Source organism: Streptococcus infantis (assembly GCF_047464155.1).
Lineage (GTDB): Bacteria > Bacillota > Bacilli > Lactobacillales > Streptococcaceae > Streptococcus > Streptococcus infantis_U.
The window spans coordinates 129,346-147,152 of the sequence record NZ_JASHCL010000003.1 but is presented as its reverse complement, the minus strand read 5'-3'; the positions used below and the strand labels follow the sequence as shown (position 1 = coordinate 147,152).

Genomic DNA, 17,807 nt, shown 5'->3' with positions numbered 1-17,807 from the left:
TCCTCTTCTATTCCATAAGAGACCTCATTTTCTTTGTAAATCCAGCATCTGTCACAGCTAAAACCTTTCTTGATTTCCCAACTGCTATGCTTAATTCCAGTGTTGAAAACACGGTTACAACTTCTACTTGATAATAGTGACTTTTATCTTGAATCTTCTTGGTCAGGTTAGGAGCAGCATCATGCGCTAGAAATACCAGCTTAGCTTTCTGTTCCTGAATGGCTTTGACAACCATTTCTTCACCCGAGATAATTTTCCCTGCTCGTTGAGCAAGTCCCAAGAGTTTACTTACTTTTTGCTTATTCAAGTCCTAACTCTCTTCTTTTTACTTTGTGATCAACATAAGCAATCAACTCGTCATAAAAACTTTCTTCAACTTCCATGTTAAAGCTACGGTTAAAGACTTTTTTCTTTTTTGCCTCTAGGGCTTCTGCATTGTCTAGCTTGATATAAGCGCCACGGCCATTAGCCTTGCCTGTCGAGTCGATAAAGACCTCTCCTTCTTTGTTCTTGACAATACGAAGTAAATCTCGCTTATCGATCACTTCATTAGAAACAACAGACTTGCGCAAAGGGATTTTTCTTGTTTTCATCTTTCCCTCCTCTTGCAGCTTTTATTCTTCTGTGTCAGCGAAATCAACTTGACCTGCTTCTTCCATAGCTTCAAATTCACTTGCAGACTTGATATCGATACGGTATCCAGTCAAGTGAGCTGCCAAGCGAACATTTTGTCCACGACGACCGATTGCAAGAGATAGTTTGTTATCTGGCACAACGACTAAGGCACGTTTGCTGTCATTTTCATCAAAGATAACTTGGTCAACTTCGGCAGGAGCAATGGCATTGTAGATAAATTCAGCTGGATCTGCTACCCACTCGATAACATCGATATTTTCTTCTACAGGTACCATGCGGTCGCTCTTAGCATCGTAACGAGCTGGGTGGAATTTGCTAGTGATTTTCTTGATGTTAGCACCACCGCGTCCAACGATTGTTCCGATAGCATCAACGTTAGGATTGTGGCTACGAACCGCAACTTTCGTACGATCACCTGCTTCACGGGCTACGCTCATGATTTCAACAGTTCCGTCGTAAACTTCTGGAATTTCTTGTTCCATCAAACGTTTGATCATTTCTGGATGGCTACGACTTACAAAGACGTTAACTCCACGAGGGTTGTCTTCCACTTTGTAGACATAAACTTCGATACGATCGTGGGAAGCAAAGATTTCTCCAGGAATTTGGTCTTGTTTTGACAATTGAGCTTCGATGCTTCCAAGGTTGACGTAAATGAAGCGGTTGTCAAAACGTTCAACTGTACCTGACATGATTTCTTGTTCATGCTCTTTGTAAGTATTGTAGGTAATGGCACGTGTTTGCTTACGCATTTTCTCCATGATGGTTTGTTTAGCAGATTGGGCTGCTACACGACCAAACTCTCCTGGTGCTTCTTCAAATTTGATTTTATCACCAAGCTCATAGGCTGAATTAATGGCAAGGGCATCTTTCAAGCTAATTTCCAAACGGCTATCAAATACTTCATCAACAACTTCACGGACAGTATAAACAGTAAAGTCACCTGTCTTTTCATTGAAATCAATAGCTACACTATCAGATTGACCATAGCGTCTACGATAAGCAGAACGAAGTGATTCTACTACTGCGTCTATGATATCTTCTTTCTTGATTCCCTTGTCTTCTTCCAAAATGCGGAAGGCCTCTAGCATTTCTTTACTCATGTTCTTTTTACTTTTGAATTCTCAAAAGCTATCCTTTCTTTCTATAATTTTACTGCTAAACGTGCTTTTGATACCAAGTTATATGGAATTTGAACTGTTTTCTTGCGCGTTTTATCCATATATTCCATAGTCAACTCGTCCTCTTCAAAGGACAACAAGGTTCCTTCAAAAACCTTTTGCTTGTCGATGGCTTGATAGAGTCCGACATGGATGTATTTCCCAACCGCTCCAGCGACTGCTTCCTTGGTTTTCAAAGGACGCTCCAATCCTGGACTGGTAATTTCTAGGAAATATTGTTCTGGGAAGGGATCAGGCTTGATAGTATCAAGAACAGGACTGATAATTTCAGTCAAGTCTGCCGTATCATTCAAGGTGATTCCTTCAGGCTTGTCTACAAAAATACTAAGAATCATGTCACTGCCAATCTTTCCGTACTCAATATCTACGAGTTCGAAAGGAGCTTCAATAACAGGTTCTACGACTTCTCTGACTAATTCAACGATCGTTGCGATTGCGTCCACCTCCTCATAAGCAAGAGGCGAAGATATCTCCCCGCCTCTCTTTCTTATATTCTTGCTATCAGTATAGCACTTTTATGTACTAATGTAAAGCATAAGCACCCAAATAGCTTGGATTCAAGCTTTTTCTTAAAATTCAGCCTCAACTCGGTAGATAACTTGCCCCTTACTTGAGAACTTTTGCTCATACTCAGTCATGACATTTCCTTCAAAGTCGCTGGCATGTAAATCAAGCCAAACAGCGTTTAGCTTCATACCATATTGTGAAAAGCTCACTAAACTATATTCAAACAAGCCACGATTATCTGTCTTGAAATGAATTTCACCATGTTCAGGCAAGATTCGCTTAAAGGTATCCAAGAAGCTCTTGTAGGTCAAACGACGTTTCTCATGACGTTTTTTAGGCCATGGATCCGAGAAATTCAAATACAAGCGGTCGATTTCGCCATCTTCAAAATAATTGGTCAATTCTGAACCATCAACCCATAGAAGTTTGATATTGGGAACTCCAACTTCTAAGACCTTGTCTAAGGCATAGCTTAATACAGACTTCTGAATATCAATCCCGATATAGTTGATACCAGGATTTTGTTTGGCCATTCCTGTTACGAAAGCTCCTTTGCCACTACCAACCTCTACATGGATTGGATTGTCATTGCCAAACAAATCTCGCCACTTACCTTTAGCTTCTGCGGGATTTAAAACAACGTACTGCGGACTAGCCTCTAACAGTTCAGTTGCACCTTTACGATTTCTAACTCTCATTTTTTCTTTCCATACTTTTCTCGGAAGGTACGCAAAGCATAGATTTCCCGATTTACATTATCCAAATCTTGATTTTCATAGTATTTAGTAATGAGGCTCAAAAATGACAGTTGAGCGTACCAATATAACTTATTCAAGACAGTTTGATTATACTTATAACCATAATTAGTTAGCCACTCTTGCCATTGATACTCTGGAATATAATGACAGAGCAGATAGGCCACATCAAACATACGATCAGTCAAGCGAACGGAATCCCAATCTACTAAATAAATCAAGCCACTCTCTGTCTCAAACCAGTTGCTATGACGGACATCCCCATGGACTATAGTTGCATAATCTTCTCTAAACCCAGGAAGGTTCTCACGCATATCACTCAGTACCAGACGTAGATACTGGTTATTTTTCAATGCATCAGGAGCCTTATTTATCCATGACTGAAGTAAATCCGAAGGTGTTTCCATCGCATATCCCAAGCGTGTCAACTGGGTCATTAAGGGACGTGAACGGTGTAAACGTGTCAAAATATCAATAATTTGTTTACGGTTCATATCACTTGGCGTCAAAATTTTCCCTGTCAACCATTCCTGAGCAGACATATCACGACCGTCTGGCAAACGACGGCTCCAGAGTAATTGCGGCGCAATTTGCTCTCTTGCTAAACCAGGCAGGATTGGAGAAGTATTCATTTTTATAAAAACACGTTTTCCATCAGGATAACTTCCCATATAAGCTTTTCCGCTCTTCCCAGATATCGGGGTTAGCGTAAGCTCAATATCACCCAAGTCCATTTCTTTCCTCCGAATAAAGTTTCCTTATTATTCTACTAATTTTTATGCTATTCGTCAACCAATCTTCTCAGTTGATATGGCAAATAAAGATATTGCAATACAAGGCCTGCTCCCACAAGAGCGAAGACAAGTATCTTATCCTTAAAAACAACCAATCCTATGAGACTTTCCAAGATTAAGACAAAGATCCCAATCGCTCTTAAAATTTCCTTCAAGCCTTTCTCTTTTTGCCCCTTACCTACTGGGAATAATTGCGTCAAATATTGATAGTCAAAGGCATGATAGAGGGCTAGAAGCTGGAATAACAAAAGATAATTGAATAAAATTACAATTGCGACTGCAATCCAAGATTGCTCAATGAAGATGAGAGCGGTCAAAGATAGGATTATGAGTCGGAGACTAAGAGCGAATAAATCTCCATTTCTAAGATAGGAGCGGAGATAAAGATTCTGCCAGATTTTCCCTGGTACTTTCTGAACTCCCTTGAGGATAAAGTCCAGATAAGCTCGGCGCTTAACACTATTTGAAATTCCCTTAACCTGGGTAAAGAGGGCAAAGAATCGAAGCAAGAACTGCTTACGTTTACTTTCTTGTGCAATGACATAATCCCAGTCAAGTCCATTTCCAAGGAAAAAGTTGCTAGACTTTTGGCGAAAAATCACATATTTTACTATCCCCAAGACAAGGAGATAGACTCCAAAAATCGGCAAACCAAGACCAATGGCTAAGAATAACGGCGCAAACAGGAGCAAAAAGAGAGTCTGTACACTGACCCAAAAGATGAAAGAAATCAGACTTTGCTTCTGGATGTGTTCTCTCACTTCTTCTTCAGCAACTAAAAGAAATAGCTTGTCAGGTCCTTCCATGTAGGTCGCGATTCCTCCCCAAGCTAAAAGCAAGGCAGAGACAATCCCCAAAAACAAGAGGATAGGCCAGTGGTTTTCAGGAAAATCTTGCAAGAGTTGACTGTACTGGTAAGCTAGAAAACCGATGAGAACTAGCAGGAACAAGACAAAGTGGTCATTTAGAACATAACGCAGATAACCAACACACTCCTTACGAAAAGCCTGCTTTCTCCTTAAAAACAAGTCTTTCATAGGTCCTCCTCTTTGGTTAGAGCCAAGTAAATATCATTCAAACTCGCTTCAGGCATGTCAAAGGCTTCACGGAGTTGTTGGAGATTTCCTTTGGCTCTCACTTGACCTTTGTGAAGAATGACAAAAGAGTCACACATCTTTTCAGCAGAATCAAGAACATGGGTACTCATAAGGATAGACTTTCCTTTTTTCTTTTCCGCTTCTAGAAGTTGAATCAAATCTGAAATCGCCAAAGGATCAAGACCAAGGAAAGGTTCGTCTACGATAAAGAGACTTGGATCCACGACAAAGGCGCAGATGATCATAACCTTTTGTTTCATCCCTTTGGAAAAATGAACCGGGAACCAATCCAATTTCTGGTCTAATCTAAACATTTTTAGAAGGGGCTCTACACGTCCGAAAGCGATACTTTGTTCAATACCATAAGCCATGGCAACCGTCTCGATATGTTCTCTGAGAGTCAATTCCTCGTACAAGCTAGGAGTTTCAGGAATATAACCAATCTGCTGACGATATTCACGAGGATTAGCACTTAAGGTTAGCTCGTCGATGTATATTTCTCCACTATAAGGTGTCAAAAGTCCAATAATTTCATTGATGGTCGTCGATTTCCCAGCACCATTGAGACCGATCAAACCGACCAACTGCCCACTTTCAACTGTAAAAGACACATCTTTCAAGACAGGGACATGAACGTAGCCACCTGTCAGATTTTTAATTTCTAACATATTTTCTCCAAATCTGGTATAATGTAGCTATATTATATCAAAATTCAATACAGTAGAGGTAGATTTTATGTCAGATTGCATTTTTTGTAAAATTATCGCTGGGGAAATTCCCGCATCAAAGGTTTACGAAGATGATCAAGTTCTTGCCTTCCTCGATATTTCCCAAGTTACCCCAGGTCATACCTTGGTCGTACCTAAAGAACACTATCGCAACCTTTTAGAAATGGATGCGACGAGCGCTAGCCAACTCTTCGCTAAGATTCCAGTCATTGCTCAAAAAGTCATGAAGGCTACCCAAGCTGATGGTATGAATATCATCGCCAACTGCGAAGAAGTCGCTGGACAAACAGTCTTTCATACCCATGTCCACCTCGTCCCTCGCTATGGTGCCGAGGATGACCTCAAAATTGACTTTGTCGCCCACGAACCTGACTTTGACAAACTTGCCCAAGTCGCTGAAACCATAAAAAACGCTTAAGGAGTTTCTATGAAACTATCAAATTTACTACTTTTTGCAGGCTCTGCAGTTGGATCTTACCTCCTCGTTAAGAATCGTGAAGTTATCACTGAAGAAGTTTTAGATACAACTGATCGAGTTGAAGCAATCAAAGGCGATTTAGATGTTATCCAAAATAGTCTCCAAATTATCAATCAACAAAAAGAAGTCATCAAAGAATACCAAGAAGACCTCACTTACAAATTTAAAGTCTTTGAAAAAGACCTTCAAGCAAGACTTGCTGTGATAAAAGAACTACGAGAAACTGAAGAAGACTAAGAAAAAGAAAGTTTCCAACTTTTCTTATATCCCCTTAAATTCACCTTGGATTACCAGATCCTAACAGAAAAGTGAGGGACTAAAAATGAAACTGTTTTTAAAAGTCATCTTGATTATTTCTGGCGGCCTCTGCCTTCTTGCAACCCTGGCATTTCTAATACTGGCCAATCTGTTCAAGGCCTCACCGAGTGACATCAGAAAAGGAAATGAAGCCTTAAAACAACTCTTTATCTCCCTTGATCTACCTCCTGAGAAAGTAGAATCAAATGGTAGCTATCAATACGAGGGAGGAGGCTTAGATTTTTATGTGACTTTCTCAGATGAGGTCATCAATAGCCACCCAGTCTTAAAAGAAAGTCCAAACCTGACTAAAAACCGACTCAAAGTCTATGTCCTAAACACAGGAGATATTTCCTACCATTCAGTAGAGGACAACTTATTCAATCATGGTTTATTCCAATTTTTAGAGGAGGAAGGCGAGAAGTATTTCCGAGAAAACGGAAAGAAATCACATTCTTCTTACACAAGTCTAACTTTGAAGGATTCGGAAAACATGAAAAAGGGAATTGCATTCTATGAAAAAGCGTTGACCTTGGTGAATATCCAGGATAATTCGGCGATTAAGCACATTGATACCGTAACTGTGAAACCTGGCAAGGAAGCGGAACTCAAGCAACTCATCCAGGAAATGGATGAAGCTGGCTTGTTCAGCCAAAGTTCTGAATAGCAGATCAGTCAGAGAATCTTTTCTCCGTTACTAACTACAAACAAAAAGAGCCAATCGGCTCTTTTTGCTTTATTCTCCTTCAAAGGCATCTTTTATATGGTCAAAGAAGCCTTTTTTCTTTGGATTGACTTTCAAGTCACCTGCAGCTGCGAATTCTTTCAAGGCTGCTTTTTGACGGTCGTTCAAACCTGTTGGAGTCACAACATTGACAGTCACATACTGGTCACCGACAACACCACCACGAAGACTAGGAGCTCCCTTGCCACGTAGGCGGAATTTTTTACCAGTCTGCGTTCCTTCTGGGATGACTAACTCAACATCCCCATGAACTGTTGGAATATCTACTGTATCTCCAAGGGCTGCTTGAACAAAGTTTAAGTTCAAATTATAGAAGATTGTTGTCCCTTCACGCTCAAACTTATCGCTTGGTTCAACCGAAACGACTACATACAAGTCTCCATAAGGACCACCGTTAAAACCTGCCTCCCCTTGACCAGCTAGACGAATTTGTTGACCAGTTTCGACACCTGCTGGGATTTTCACATGGACACTGTGAGCTTGTTTTTCATGACCTGTTCCATGACAAGTTGTACATGGGTCTTTAATTTCTTTTCCGCGACCATGACAGACATCACAGGTTACTTGGCGACGCATCATACCAAGCGGTGTTTGAGTATCGACGTTGATAACACCAGAACCGTGACAGCGTCCACAAGTAACTGGACTTGTTCCAGGCTTAGCACCTGATCCGTTACAAGTACGACAGCTTGATTCACGATTGTATTTGACTTCTTTTTCAGTACCAAAGATGGCCTCTTCAAAAGTCAAATTGACGCGATACTGGAGGTCATCACCTTGACGAGGAGCATTTGGATTGCGAGAAGAACCACCTCCGCCGAAAAAACTTGAGAAGATATCTTCAAATCCACCAAAACCGCCTGCACCATCGAAGCCACCGAAACCGCCTGCACCACCAAAGCCACCGTTGGCTCCAGCCGCACCATATTGGTCATAAGCTGCCCGCTTTTGTTCGTCACTTAAAGTCTCATAGGCTTCTTGAACTTCCTTGTACTTTTCCTCAGCACCAGGTTCTTTGTTGATATCTGGGTGATATTTTTTAGATAATTTCCGATAGGCTTTCTTGATCTCATCTTGAGATGCATTCTTTGAAACGCCCAAACGGTCATAAAATTCAGTATTGTTCATTTAAGATACCAAGACCGTAAAATTCGACTGAAAAATAGGAAATCTGATGCAGGAGCGATGCTCCTAGACAGATTTATCTTTTTTCCGAGAATTTAGGTCGGGTTCAATTCCTTTCTTTCATATTGAGTAAGAAACTTTAGAACTCGTGTTCAATTCCCTGAACACACTTGTTCCTTTCTAGTGATATTGTGAATCAAACCACGATTTAGGTCGGGTTCAATTCCTTTCTTTTATATTCCCAAATAAATGAGATTTAGTCCCCTTTTACCGAAAAACAGAGGCTGGGTTGCAACCTCTGGATTTCTTATAACAAATTCGGATTCTCCCTGATTATGTTGATAATATCTCGAGCATTAGTTATATTTTCTGAATAACTGCCACTAGTACCATCATCATCTTCGTAACTATAATTACTTGTTAATGAATAATCACTTTCAATGATGTATTCTTTAACCCAATTCCTAGTATATTTACCATCCGAGCTCCAACTGTCAAAGCTACCTTCTTCAGTATGTCTATTCCCTACTGAATTAATAAAACGCATTAACCACTCTACATCACTATCATTCAAATGAGAACCCGAAATATCGATGTACTGTGAAAGGTAATCTCTCTCTTCTCTAGTAGCCATATCATTCTCCTTTAAGTATAACCATCTAAAAATCAGGGAAAATTATGTTATATATAACTAAATAAATCTTCTTACTTCTCAGTAAACTCTCCGTCTACGACGTCATCGCCTGCGTTTCCTGTTGCTTGTGCACCTTCTGCTCCTGCTTGAGCTTGTTGCGCTGCTGCGGCTTGTTCGTAGAGTTTAACCGCAAGACCTTGTGCTTTTTCGTTCAATGCTTCAAGTTTTGCTTTCATGTCGTCCAAGTTGTTGTCTTCTTGAGCTTTCTTAAGATCATCAAGGGCAGCTTGTGCAGCATCACGTTCTGCATCGAAGCCTTTGCCTTCAGTTTCTTTGATTGTCTTTTCAGTCGCAAAGATAGCTTGGTCTACTTCGTTGCGAAGGTCTACTTCTTCTTTACGTTTCTTATCTGCTTCAGCGTTTGCTTCTGCATCTTTCATCATACGGTCGATTTCTTCGTCTGTCAAACCTGAGTTAGATTGGATAACAATTGTTTGTTCTTTTTGAGTTCCAAGATCTTTGGCTTTAACAGATACGATACCGTTCTTGTCGATGTCGAATGTTACTTCGATTTGTGGGATACCACGAGGTGCAGCTGGGATATCTGTCAATTGGAAGCGTCCAAGAGTCTTGTTATCTGCTGCCATTGGGCGTTCCCCTTGAAGAACGTGGATATCAACGGCTGGTTGGTTGTCTGCTGCAGTTGAGAAGACTTGTGATTTAGATGTTGGAATTGTTGTGTTGCGGTCGATGAGTTTTGTGAAGACACCACCCATTGTTTCGATACCAAGTGACAATGGCGTTACGTCAAGAAGAACAACGTCTTTCACATCACCAGTGATGACACCACCTTGGATCGCAGCACCCATAGCAACAACTTCATCAGGGTTTACTGATTTGTTTGGTTCTTTACCAGTTTCAGCTTTAACAGCTTCAACAACGGCAGGGATACGAGTTGAACCACCGACAAGGATGACTTCGTCGATTTCTGACAAGCTCAAACCTGCATCTGAAAGGGCTTGGCGAACTGGAGTTTTTGTACGTTCTACGAGGTCACGAGTCAAATCGTCAAATTTGGCACGAGTCAAAGTCATTTCCAAGTGAAGAGGTCCAGCCTCACCAGCAGTGATAAATGGCAAGCTGATTTGAGTTGAAGTCACTCCAGAAAGGTCTTTCTTCGCTTTTTCTGCCGCATCTTTCAAACGTTGAAGCGCCATCTTGTCTGTTGACAAGTCGATACCATTTTCTTTCTTAAATTCAGCTACCAAGTAGTCGATGATTTTTTGGTCAAAGTCGTCACCACCGAGTTTGTTATCTCCAGCAGTTGCCAATACGTCAAAGACACCATCACCGAGTTCGAGGATAGATACGTCGAATGTACCACCACCAAGGTCGAATACCAAGATTTTTTCTTCTTTATCAGTCTTATCCAAACCGTAAGCAAGAGCTGCTGCTGTTGGTTCGTTGACGATACGTTCTACTTCAAGACCAGCGATTTTACCAGCGTCTTTTGTTGCTTGACGTTGTGCATCGTTGAAGTATGCAGGAACTGTGATAACTGCTTTGGTTACTTTTTCACCAAGGTAGTCTTCAGCGTAACCTTTCAAGTATTGAAGAATCATAGCTGAGATTTCTTGTGGAGTGTATTCTTTTCCGTTGGCAGAAACTTTTTCAGAAGTACCCATCTTAGACTTGATAGAGATAACTGTATCTGGATTTGTTACCGCTTGACGTTTTGCAGCGTCACCAACAATGATTTCACCGTTTTTGAATGACACTACAGATGGAGTTGTGCGGTTTCCTTCTGGGTTTGCGATGATTTTGCTTTCAGTTCCTTCAAGAACTGCTACTGCTGAGTTTGTTGTACCTAAGTCAATACCGATAATTTTAGACATATGTTTTTCTCCTTAAATTTATCTTCTTTTTTTCTTTTTGATATTTTCCTTGCAAGCCTCCGGCTTGCTTCTTATCTTTCTTTCATAGTTTAGTGTCGTTTCGGACAAGGTTTTTATTATGAATGTTACGACACGATGAGTCGAAATCGATATTATTTCGACAACGAGTTGCTTTAGCTACCGTCAGAATTGCCTAGTTATAAACCACTACCATAGCCGGTCTTAGGATGCGGTCATGGAGTTTGTAGCCTTTTTGGAAGACTTGTGCGATGGTGTCTGCTGGATGGTCATCATCCGCTGGAACCGTTTGAATAGCCATGTGGTAGTTATGGTCAAATTCTCCATCTGCTGGAATTTCTTCGATTCCTTCTTCTTTCAGAGCATGTACCAAACTTTCTTGGACCATTTCCAAGCCCTTCTTCACATCATCTGTCAGCCCTTCAACAGCAAGGGCACGTTCTAGGTTATCAAGTGACGGCAAAATTGCTTTTGCCAAATCTTGGCTACGATAGCGTTGCAAGAGTTGGCGTTCTTCATTGGCACGGCGTTGAATATTTTGCATTTCTGCATGAGCTCGAAGGTATTTGTTTTCAAATTCTTCGGCACGTTCATTCGCCAAGTCTAATTCAGACTTCTCAGGAGTTGTTTCTTCAGTTGTTTCCACAACTTCCTCTTCTTTTACTTCTTCATTTTTTATATCTTGGGCCATTTTCGCCTCCTTTAATGATTTCAATCTTAATTCACTTCATAGTGATTGCTGCTAAGATAGCGGTAAAAATCCGTCAACTTCATGGTTAGAACTCGATTGACAACGTTGAGTTGATTAACCAATTGTTGATAATCCAGATTAACCGGACCTATAATCGCAAGAATTCCAAATCCACGATAGGGAATCAGGAACTTACTGCTAATCACTGCTAAGTCAGCAAGACAAGATTCTTGGCTATCCGCAACTCGGACACTTTGCATCTGGTCTCCAATCAAATTCTCTCGAATTTCCAAAGCTACCTTTTGTGGCTGGTCAAAAAATTGATAGGCCGCCAAATTGGCGAAATTCAGAAGATTGACTTTGCCAGAAACCACGATATTTTCATTGAACATTTCTTTGAAGATATGTTCGACGAGGTCCATGACGTTATCCGTTGTTGTGAAGTAACGTTGGATAATTTGCGGAATCTCTGTCCGAATCTTGTAGTGAATATCCAAAACAGTTTGATTCAGGAAACGTTCCTGAATCATAGTCTTGAGCCGATTTAAATCCTCCTGCAAGAAATTTCTCGGAATCAAAAACTGACTGGTAGCTGTTCTAGACTCATCAAGTGTAAAAACAGCAAGAGCTGTATGTTGTCCGAGGACAACAATATCAAAAGCTGTCAGCTTCTGCCTACTTGGTTCGACATCCAGTGCTACAACCGTACAACCACTCAAGTCTGACAAGATTTTCGTTGCCTCTTGAAGGATATCCTCAAGCTTGAAGAACTCCTGATCAAATGCTTTTACAATCTCATAAACTTGATTCTCAGCTAAACGGTCGAAGGACAAGGAGTGTTTGACATAGTATTGAAATCCAGCCACACTCGGCATCCGACCACTGGAAGTATGAGCCTTTTCAAGCAAACCTTGCTTTTCTAGAGCTGCCATATCATTTCGAATGGTAGCACTACTAGAGTTGATAGACTCTTGCAAGGCCTTAGATCCAACAGGTTCGTGCGTTTTGGTAAAGATGTCAATAATCAGATTTAAAATATTCTGCTGACGTTCTGTAACCATCTCGCTACTCCTCTCTGATAGATCTTTTTTAGCACTCGACACATCCAAGTGCTAACTTATGATTCTATTATACACCCTTAAAAGAGAATGTCAAGACAAAAACTCAAAAAATTAGCACTCTTTTATCAAGAGTGCTAAAAATCGGTCTAAAGACCTAGAAACTATTGTCAATCAACCAGATATTTTCGTTTAAGTCTGTAAAAACTATAGATTAGATAAGTAATCATGAGAGCATATAGGGCAAAAATAATGAAGAAAGACTGAGAGAGACTTTCGCGAAACAGGCTCATACAAACAACTAGACCGCCAGAGATAGAAACTGTAGCTGTACGAAGTCCAGATTTCACACTATCCCATCTAAGACGATTATCCATGAAAAATCGATCATTTAAATCCACATCACAAGTCGCTTTTCGAAAAACAGTATAAGAACAATTTTCCACAAATTCCCATCCTCTATCCTTAATACTTTGTAAATCTACCTCATTTTTTCTAAGGTAGCTTGTATTCCACACACGGTAAATTACATCATCAGGTTGGCATTGTTCAAAATAGAAAAAGCCAAAACGATTCGATTTAAATTTCCAACCTTTCAAATGCATCTCATGCAAATAATCTTCTACCCTATCCAAATCAAAAATGGTAAACATTCGAAATTGTACTTTGCTATTCATTGTCTAACCTCCAAAATGGTTTTATTTATCGGATAATTCTTTCCATTTTTGAAACAATCTCCAAAAAATATAAGAAATCTGAATCGCGAAAATGATCAATAAAGTACAGTCTATGATAACAATCAAAAACATTCCCCAACTGAAATAACTTCTTCCACTGAGTAACTTTGAGAAAACCGGTAGTAACGCTGAAAAGAGAAGCAAAACAGGAAGCATCCGCATTGTTAAAATCTTCTTGACCATGGCTAACTTCCCGGACGCGTCATTATAAATTTCAAACTCGGCATCCGACTCAACTCCAGAATAAAGCTTTCTAAAGTAGGAAAAACCATTAAAGTCTGCAATATGCTCCCAGCCACAATCTTTAAACAGTTGTAAATAGGAAGCTCTCTCTGACTTTTTCATAGGATAAAAATCCAACTGATAAACCACCTGCTCCGGTTGGCACTTTTCAAAAGTATACTTAACCGCAATTACTAAGCTAGAGTAACTTACTTCCTTAAGTTTCCAGCCCTCAGCATGCATTTTACTGAGATAGAGAGCCTCTCTATCATAATCCGCAATGGTACAAATCCTATAAACAACTTTCTTTTCCATCAAAGCTCCTCCCGACTATTTCTGTAGAGCCGTTCAATACGTTTCAACTCAATCTCTAAAACTTTTCGACCCAAGTCTGTTATCTGATAGATTTTACGTTTTTCCTCTTCTCGGACAAAGGAAACCAAGCCATCCTTTTCCATCTTTGACAGGGTTCCATACATAGTTCCAGGACTAATTGATACTTGCGAATCTGTCATCTCTTTGACCTTTTGTGTAATACCATAACCATGGTTCTCCTTTTGCAGACAGAACAGAATATAAAAACCCGTTTCAGTCATGGGAAGGTAGACACGCCTAATTTTATCTGTTAATTCCATTTAATCAGACCTCCTATTTAGTTCGATATATCGCACCTCGTTATATAAACTATATCACACCTCGATATAAATTGCAAGAAAAAAAGATCGTCCTCAAGGACAATCTTTCTGATTAATCATTAGTATAGATCTAGGTAGTTATCAATTTCCCATTGTGAAACGAAGGTTGCATAGCTTGCCCACTCAATTCGTTTAGCTTCAAGGAAGCTAGTGTAGATGTGTTCACCTAGAGCTGCTTTAACCACTTCGTCTTCTGTCATGGCCTTCAAAGCGTTGTGAAGAGTTGATGGAAGGTCTGTGATGCCAGCCTCTTTACGCTCTTCTGCAGTCATGATATAGATGTTTTCTTCGATTGGCGCTGGTGCTTCGATTTTGTTTTCGATCCCGTGTAAACCAACTTCCAAAAGAACAGCCATTGCGATGTATGGATTAGCCATTGGGTCAACTGAGCGCAACTCAAGTCGAGTTCCCATTCCACGAGTAGCAGGAACGCGCACCAACGGTGAACGGTTACGACCAGCCCAAGCGATGTAAACAGGTGCTTCATACCCTGGAACCAAACGTTTATATGAGTTAACTGTTGGGTTCATAATAGCTGTGTAATTGTAAGCGTGCTTGATCAAACCACCAAGGAAATGATAGGCTGTTTCTGACAATTGCATTCCTTTTGGATCATTTGGATCAAAGAAGGCGTTGTTCCCTTCATCATCAAACAAGGACATATTGCAGTGCATTCCTGAACCAGCGATACCAAATTTAGGTTTAGCCATAAAGGTTGCATACAAACCATGTTTACGCGCAATTGTCTTTACAACGAGTTTAAAGATTTGAATCTTATCACAAGCACGAAGAACTTCATCGTATTTAAAGTCAATCTCATGTTGACCTACGGCCACTTCGTGGTGACTTGCTTCCACTTCAAATCCCATTTTGGTCAAGACGTTAACAATCTCACGACGAGTGTTATCAGCAAGGTCTGTAGGCGCCAAATCAAAGTAACCACCCTTGTCATTTACCTCAAGAGTTGGGTCTCCATTCTCATCAAGCTTAAATAGGAAGAATTCTGGTTCTGGACCAAGGTTGAAAGATTTGAATCCTACTTTTTCCATGTGATGAAGAGCTCGTTTAAGGTTGCTTCGAGGATCTCCAGCAAATGGCTCTCCTTCTGTTGTATAGACATCACAGATCAATCCTGCGACACTACCGTTCTCATCTCCCCAAGGGAAGACAGTCCATGTGTCTAGGTCAGGGTACAAGTACATATCTGATTCATTGATACGAACAAACCCTTCAATAGAAGATCCATCAAACATAGCCTTGTTTGACAAGACCTTGTCTAGTTGTTCATCTGTAGCAGGAATTTCGACGTTTTTCATTGTTCCCAAAATATCTGAAAACATAAGACGGATAAAGGTTACATTTTTTTCCTTAACTTCACGACGAATATCTGCAGCTGTGATTGGCATGGTTTTTCTCCTTATATATGACGACTAGCGGTTGCCTAACCGCGACCAAAAGGTGATTGTTGAGAAGCAAAGCGACTTTGTTGAAGAACCTCATTCCGAAGGGCCCGACGCACCTCAGTTTGACTGACTGGTTTTTTAGCTTTCGCCTCACGTTCGGCATATTTTTTCTTGATAGCAGCAATGTTCAGACCTTCAGAGATATAATCCTTAATCTCAAGCAACCGATCCATATCATTTAAAGAATACATCCGGCGATTTCCTTCGTTGCGATCAGGTTTTATCAACTCCTGATCTTCATAATAACGAATTTGACGCGCCGAGAGATCGGTCAGCTTCATAACACTACCAATGGGGAAAACTGCCATATTGCGACGAAATTCTTTTTCCTTCATGTGCACTTCCTCTTCTTTCTGTCTATTATAGTCTAAAAAAAATCAATCGTCAATTGTTAATGTTATATCTTGTGACATTATTTTATTTTTTCTGTATGAAACTCCGCAAGCGATCAATATCATAATTTACTAGAATTGCTACAAAAACACCCATAAAAGTCTCAAAAACTCGAGCAAAAACGTACAAAACAGTCTCTCCGCTCGGAATTGATAGGGTAATAATCAGCATGGCTGCAACTCCACCAATAACTCCCGCCTTATTGTTCATGGCAACGTTTGTCATAATGGTTAACATGGTACATATCGGAACCACAAGGAGAGTTACCCAAAAGGCTCCATGAAAAAAGTTGTTCAAGAGAAAGAAAATCAGAGCATAAAAACCACCGATACTATTCCCTAAGATACGTGATGTCCCAAAATGGACACTCTTATCAAAGTCTTCTCTCAAACTAAAAACGGCTGTAAGAGCTCCAATCTGAAGTCCCTTCCATCCAAAAAAACCAAAAATCATGAGGACCAAAAAAACAGCGATTCCTGTTTTAAAGGTACGCATCCCTAACTTAAACTTAGATTTATCAAATGTATACTTTTTAAAATAACTCATTATTTCATCTTTCTTTTTTCCATTTTATCATAATTTTACTTTTTTGAGAAAAGGATTCGTCAAATGAAGAAAATAAGAACTAAAAAGAGAAGGGAATAAACCCTTCTCTTTTTCAATTCGATATTCTATTTTAGAATAAATACATAAAAGCCAAGGTTACGAGACTAGCAACCAAGCCAACTCCCCAGAAGAAGAAATCGACCTTCCACTCACTCCAGGCTTGGCCTTTACCAGAAAACCCACCCAACTCAAAATGGTGATGAACTGGTGTCATCCGGAAGATACGTTTTCCTCCAGTCAACTTAAAGTAGGCAACTTGCATCATGACAGATGTTGTTTCAAAAACATATACTATCCCAATCAAAAGCAAGGTCCATTCTTGGTGCAGCGCCATAGAAATAGCGGCCAACATTCCTCCAAGAGCAAGACTTCCGACATCTCCCATGAAAACTTTAGCAGGCTTATGGTTAAAGACAAAGAAACCAAGAAGACCACCAATCATGGCAAGAATCACTAGGAGGATATCCAACTGGTTTTGTACATAAGCAATGACTCCATAGGCAGACAGACTAATCACTACTGAGATACTTGCCAAGCCATCGATTCCGTCAGTCAAGTTAACAGCATTTGAAAAACCAACTAGCCAGAAGAGAGCAAAGAAAATGTAAAGAACGCCTAGGTGCAATGGATACCCAAATACATTTAAGACATCCCCTCCTCTTTCATAAAAGAGATAGAAGATAACTCCTCCTACTAACTGAAGCAAGAACTTTTGTTTAGGATTAAGTCCTTCATTGATTTTACGGAAAACCTTGAGGAAATCATCTAAGAAGCCAACCAAACCATACAAGACAAGGATAAAGAGGATCATTCCGACATTGTTGGTTAGTTGATTAGTCAAAAGTGCAAGAACTAAACTAACTAAAACACTTGTGATGAGAAAGACAATTCCTCCCATTGTTGGCGTCCCAGCTTTTGCTTGGTGTTGTTTCACATCCTCATGCATCTGTTGACCAGTAATCTGTGCTTTACGATAAAAACGGATAAAAGCTGGAATTCCTACCACTGTAAGAACAAAAGTAAGGATCCCAGGAAAGATAGAAACTAGCATT

The 17,807-nt window shown here is 40.1% G+C and carries 23 protein-coding genes; 3 read left to right on the top strand and 20 right to left on the bottom strand.

Features of this window, described 5'->3' with window-relative positions:
- Positions 1 to 7: 7 nt before the first annotated feature.
- The 8 genes from QM810_RS06955 to QM810_RS06920 form a co-directional block, all read right to left on the bottom strand.
- Positions 8 to 307: a YlxQ-related RNA-binding protein gene (locus tag QM810_RS06955; protein ID WP_414254331.1), complete on the bottom strand. Its 300-nt coding sequence runs from the start codon at positions 305 to 307 to the stop codon at positions 8 to 10.
- On the bottom strand, positions 300 to 593 hold the full coding sequence (gene rnpM, locus QM810_RS06950; RefSeq protein WP_414254330.1) for an RNase P modulator RnpM: 294 nt from the start codon (positions 591 to 593) through the stop codon (positions 300 to 302). Before rnpM ends, QM810_RS06955 begins: the two co-directional genes overlap by 8 nt.
- A 21-nt stretch (positions 594 to 614) precedes the next feature.
- Positions 615 to 1,739, bottom strand: coding sequence for a transcription termination factor NusA (gene nusA / locus QM810_RS06945; protein ID WP_414254329.1), 1,125 nt, complete (start codon positions 1,737 to 1,739; stop codon positions 615 to 617).
- A 41-nt stretch (positions 1,740 to 1,780) separates the two neighbouring features.
- Positions 1,781 to 2,260, bottom strand: coding sequence for a ribosome maturation factor RimP (gene rimP, locus QM810_RS06940; protein WP_004251813.1), 480 nt, complete (start codon positions 2,258 to 2,260; stop codon positions 1,781 to 1,783).
- Between the two features lie 126 nt (positions 2,261 to 2,386).
- Entirely contained in the window at positions 2,387 to 3,022 is a 636-nt protein-coding gene (gene trmB / locus QM810_RS06935; RefSeq protein WP_414254328.1) for a tRNA (guanosine(46)-N7)-methyltransferase TrmB, read from the bottom strand.
- A complete protein-coding gene (gene ccrZ, locus QM810_RS06930) occupies positions 3,019 to 3,813 on the bottom strand; it encodes a cell cycle regulator CcrZ (protein WP_414254327.1) in 795 nt (264 codons plus the stop codon). Before ccrZ ends, trmB begins: the two co-directional genes overlap by 4 nt.
- Positions 3,814 to 3,860: 47 nt before the next feature.
- Positions 3,861 to 4,910 (bottom strand): ABC transporter permease, encoded by a 1,050-nt coding sequence (locus QM810_RS06925; protein WP_414254326.1) that lies wholly within the window; start codon positions 4,908 to 4,910, stop codon positions 3,861 to 3,863.
- Positions 4,907 to 5,638, bottom strand: a complete 732-nt coding sequence (locus QM810_RS06920) for an ABC transporter ATP-binding protein (protein ID WP_414254325.1) — start codon at positions 5,636 to 5,638, stop codon at positions 4,907 to 4,909. The genes QM810_RS06925 and QM810_RS06920 overlap by 4 nt, the downstream gene beginning before the upstream one ends.
- Positions 5,639 to 5,705: 67 nt before the next feature.
- Between QM810_RS06920 and QM810_RS06915 the strand changes: the two genes are divergently transcribed.
- The 3 genes from QM810_RS06915 to QM810_RS06905 all read left to right on the top strand — a co-directional run bounded on the left by QM810_RS06915 (position 5,706) and on the right by QM810_RS06905 (position 7,140).
- The gene (locus QM810_RS06915) at positions 5,706 to 6,116 is read left to right on the top strand and encodes an HIT family protein (RefSeq protein ID WP_414254324.1); all 411 of its coding nucleotides are present in this window, start codon (positions 5,706 to 5,708) and stop codon (positions 6,114 to 6,116) included.
- A gap of 9 nt (positions 6,117 to 6,125) precedes the next feature.
- On the top strand, positions 6,126 to 6,413 hold the full coding sequence (locus QM810_RS06910) for a hypothetical protein (RefSeq protein ID WP_414254323.1): 288 nt from the start codon (positions 6,126 to 6,128) through the stop codon (positions 6,411 to 6,413).
- Positions 6,414 to 6,498: 85 nt separating this feature from the next.
- Positions 6,499 to 7,140, top strand: a complete 642-nt coding sequence (locus QM810_RS06905) for a hypothetical protein (RefSeq protein ID WP_414254322.1) — start codon at positions 6,499 to 6,501, stop codon at positions 7,138 to 7,140.
- A gap of 69 nt (positions 7,141 to 7,209) precedes the next feature.
- On the opposite strand, the gene dnaJ is transcribed toward QM810_RS06905, so the two are convergent.
- From dnaJ to mraY, 12 genes are all read right to left on the bottom strand, one after another.
- Complete coding sequence (gene dnaJ / locus QM810_RS06900) at positions 7,210 to 8,346, bottom strand: molecular chaperone DnaJ (protein WP_414254321.1); 1,137 nt, start codon at positions 8,344 to 8,346, stop codon at positions 7,210 to 7,212.
- Positions 8,347 to 8,650: 304 nt separating this feature from the next.
- Positions 8,651 to 8,977 (bottom strand): hypothetical protein, encoded by a 327-nt coding sequence (locus QM810_RS06895; RefSeq protein WP_414254320.1) that lies wholly within the window; start codon positions 8,975 to 8,977, stop codon positions 8,651 to 8,653.
- Between the two features lie 71 nt (positions 8,978 to 9,048).
- Positions 9,049 to 10,872: a molecular chaperone DnaK gene (dnaK, locus tag QM810_RS06890; protein WP_414254319.1), complete on the bottom strand. Its 1,824-nt coding sequence runs from the start codon at positions 10,870 to 10,872 to the stop codon at positions 9,049 to 9,051.
- Positions 10,873 to 11,065: 193 nt separating this feature from the next.
- Complete coding sequence (gene grpE, locus QM810_RS06885) at positions 11,066 to 11,581, bottom strand: nucleotide exchange factor GrpE (RefSeq protein WP_000046045.1); 516 nt, start codon at positions 11,579 to 11,581, stop codon at positions 11,066 to 11,068.
- Between the two features lie 26 nt (positions 11,582 to 11,607).
- Entirely contained in the window at positions 11,608 to 12,642 is a 1,035-nt protein-coding gene (gene hrcA, locus QM810_RS06880; RefSeq protein ID WP_000255789.1) for a heat-inducible transcriptional repressor HrcA, read from the bottom strand.
- A 167-nt stretch (positions 12,643 to 12,809) separates the two neighbouring features.
- Entirely contained in the window at positions 12,810 to 13,316 is a 507-nt protein-coding gene (locus QM810_RS06875; protein WP_414254318.1) for a DUF2812 domain-containing protein, read from the bottom strand.
- 21 nt (positions 13,317 to 13,337) lie between these two features.
- Positions 13,338 to 13,913, bottom strand: coding sequence for a DUF2812 domain-containing protein (locus tag QM810_RS06870; RefSeq protein WP_000412843.1), 576 nt, complete (start codon positions 13,911 to 13,913; stop codon positions 13,338 to 13,340).
- The gene (locus QM810_RS06865; RefSeq protein WP_000423982.1) at positions 13,913 to 14,233 is read right to left on the bottom strand and encodes a PadR family transcriptional regulator; all 321 of its coding nucleotides are present in this window, start codon (positions 14,231 to 14,233) and stop codon (positions 13,913 to 13,915) included. Before QM810_RS06865 ends, QM810_RS06870 begins: the two co-directional genes overlap by 1 nt.
- Positions 14,234 to 14,352: 119 nt before the next feature.
- Positions 14,353 to 15,699, bottom strand: a complete 1,347-nt coding sequence (gene glnA, locus QM810_RS06860; protein WP_004251784.1) for a type I glutamate--ammonia ligase — start codon at positions 15,697 to 15,699, stop codon at positions 14,353 to 14,355.
- A 35-nt stretch (positions 15,700 to 15,734) separates the two neighbouring features.
- Positions 15,735 to 16,091, bottom strand: a complete 357-nt coding sequence (glnR, locus tag QM810_RS06855) for a transcriptional repressor GlnR (protein ID WP_000659542.1) — start codon at positions 16,089 to 16,091, stop codon at positions 15,735 to 15,737.
- Positions 16,092 to 16,173: 82 nt separating this feature from the next.
- The gene (locus QM810_RS06850) at positions 16,174 to 16,695 is read right to left on the bottom strand and encodes an FUSC family protein (protein ID WP_414254317.1); all 522 of its coding nucleotides are present in this window, start codon (positions 16,693 to 16,695) and stop codon (positions 16,174 to 16,176) included.
- 130 nt (positions 16,696 to 16,825) lie between these two features.
- A complete protein-coding gene (gene mraY, locus QM810_RS06845; RefSeq protein WP_414254316.1) occupies positions 16,826 to 17,806 on the bottom strand; it encodes a phospho-N-acetylmuramoyl-pentapeptide-transferase in 981 nt (326 codons plus the stop codon).
- Position 17,807 lies beyond the last annotated feature (1 nt).

Excerpts from the sequence above, each read along its gene's own strand:
- rnpM (WP_414254330.1), bottom strand. The coding sequence starts at position 593 with ATGAAAACAAGAAAAATCCCTTTGCGCAAGTCTGTTGTTTCTAATGAA.
- nusA (WP_414254329.1), bottom strand. The coding sequence starts at position 1,739 with ATGAGTAAAGAAATGCTAGAGGCCTTCCGCATTTTGGAAGAAGACAAG.
- trmB (WP_414254328.1), bottom strand. The coding sequence starts at position 3,022 with ATGAGAGTTAGAAATCGTAAAGGTGCAACTGAACTGTTAGAGGCTAGT.
- ccrZ (WP_414254327.1), bottom strand. The coding sequence starts at position 3,813 with ATGGACTTGGGTGATATTGAGCTTACGCTAACCCCGATATCTGGGAAG.
- QM810_RS06925 (WP_414254326.1), bottom strand. The coding sequence starts at position 4,910 with ATGAAAGACTTGTTTTTAAGGAGAAAGCAGGCTTTTCGTAAGGAGTGT.
- QM810_RS06920 (WP_414254325.1), bottom strand. The coding sequence starts at position 5,638 with ATGTTAGAAATTAAAAATCTGACAGGTGGCTACGTTCATGTCCCTGTC.
- QM810_RS06915 (WP_414254324.1), top strand. The coding sequence starts at position 5,706 with ATGTCAGATTGCATTTTTTGTAAAATTATCGCTGGGGAAATTCCCGCA.
- QM810_RS06910 (WP_414254323.1), top strand. The coding sequence starts at position 6,126 with ATGAAACTATCAAATTTACTACTTTTTGCAGGCTCTGCAGTTGGATCT.
- QM810_RS06905 (WP_414254322.1), top strand. The coding sequence starts at position 6,499 with ATGAAACTGTTTTTAAAAGTCATCTTGATTATTTCTGGCGGCCTCTGC.
- dnaJ (WP_414254321.1), bottom strand. The coding sequence starts at position 8,346 with ATGAACAATACTGAATTTTATGACCGTTTGGGCGTTTCAAAGAATGCA.
- QM810_RS06895 (WP_414254320.1), bottom strand. The coding sequence starts at position 8,977 with ATGGCTACTAGAGAAGAGAGAGATTACCTTTCACAGTACATCGATATT.
- dnaK (WP_414254319.1), bottom strand. The coding sequence starts at position 10,872 with ATGTCTAAAATTATCGGTATTGACTTAGGTACAACAAACTCAGCAGTA.
- grpE (WP_000046045.1), bottom strand. The coding sequence starts at position 11,581 with ATGGCCCAAGATATAAAAAATGAAGAAGTAAAAGAAGAGGAAGTTGTG.
- hrcA (WP_000255789.1), bottom strand. The coding sequence starts at position 12,642 with ATGGTTACAGAACGTCAGCAGAATATTTTAAATCTGATTATTGACATC.
- QM810_RS06875 (WP_414254318.1), bottom strand. The coding sequence starts at position 13,316 with ATGAATAGCAAAGTACAATTTCGAATGTTTACCATTTTTGATTTGGAT.
- QM810_RS06870 (WP_000412843.1), bottom strand. The coding sequence starts at position 13,913 with ATGGAAAAGAAAGTTGTTTATAGGATTTGTACCATTGCGGATTATGAT.
- QM810_RS06865 (WP_000423982.1), bottom strand. The coding sequence starts at position 14,233 with ATGGAATTAACAGATAAAATTAGGCGTGTCTACCTTCCCATGACTGAA.
- glnA (WP_004251784.1), bottom strand. The coding sequence starts at position 15,699 with ATGCCAATCACAGCTGCAGATATTCGTCGTGAAGTTAAGGAAAAAAAT.
- glnR (WP_000659542.1), bottom strand. The coding sequence starts at position 16,091 with ATGAAGGAAAAAGAATTTCGTCGCAATATGGCAGTTTTCCCCATTGGT.
- QM810_RS06850 (WP_414254317.1), bottom strand. The coding sequence starts at position 16,695 with ATGAGTTATTTTAAAAAGTATACATTTGATAAATCTAAGTTTAAGTTA.
- mraY (WP_414254316.1), bottom strand. The coding sequence starts at position 17,806 with ATGCTAGTTTCTATCTTTCCTGGGATCCTTACTTTTGTTCTTACAGTG.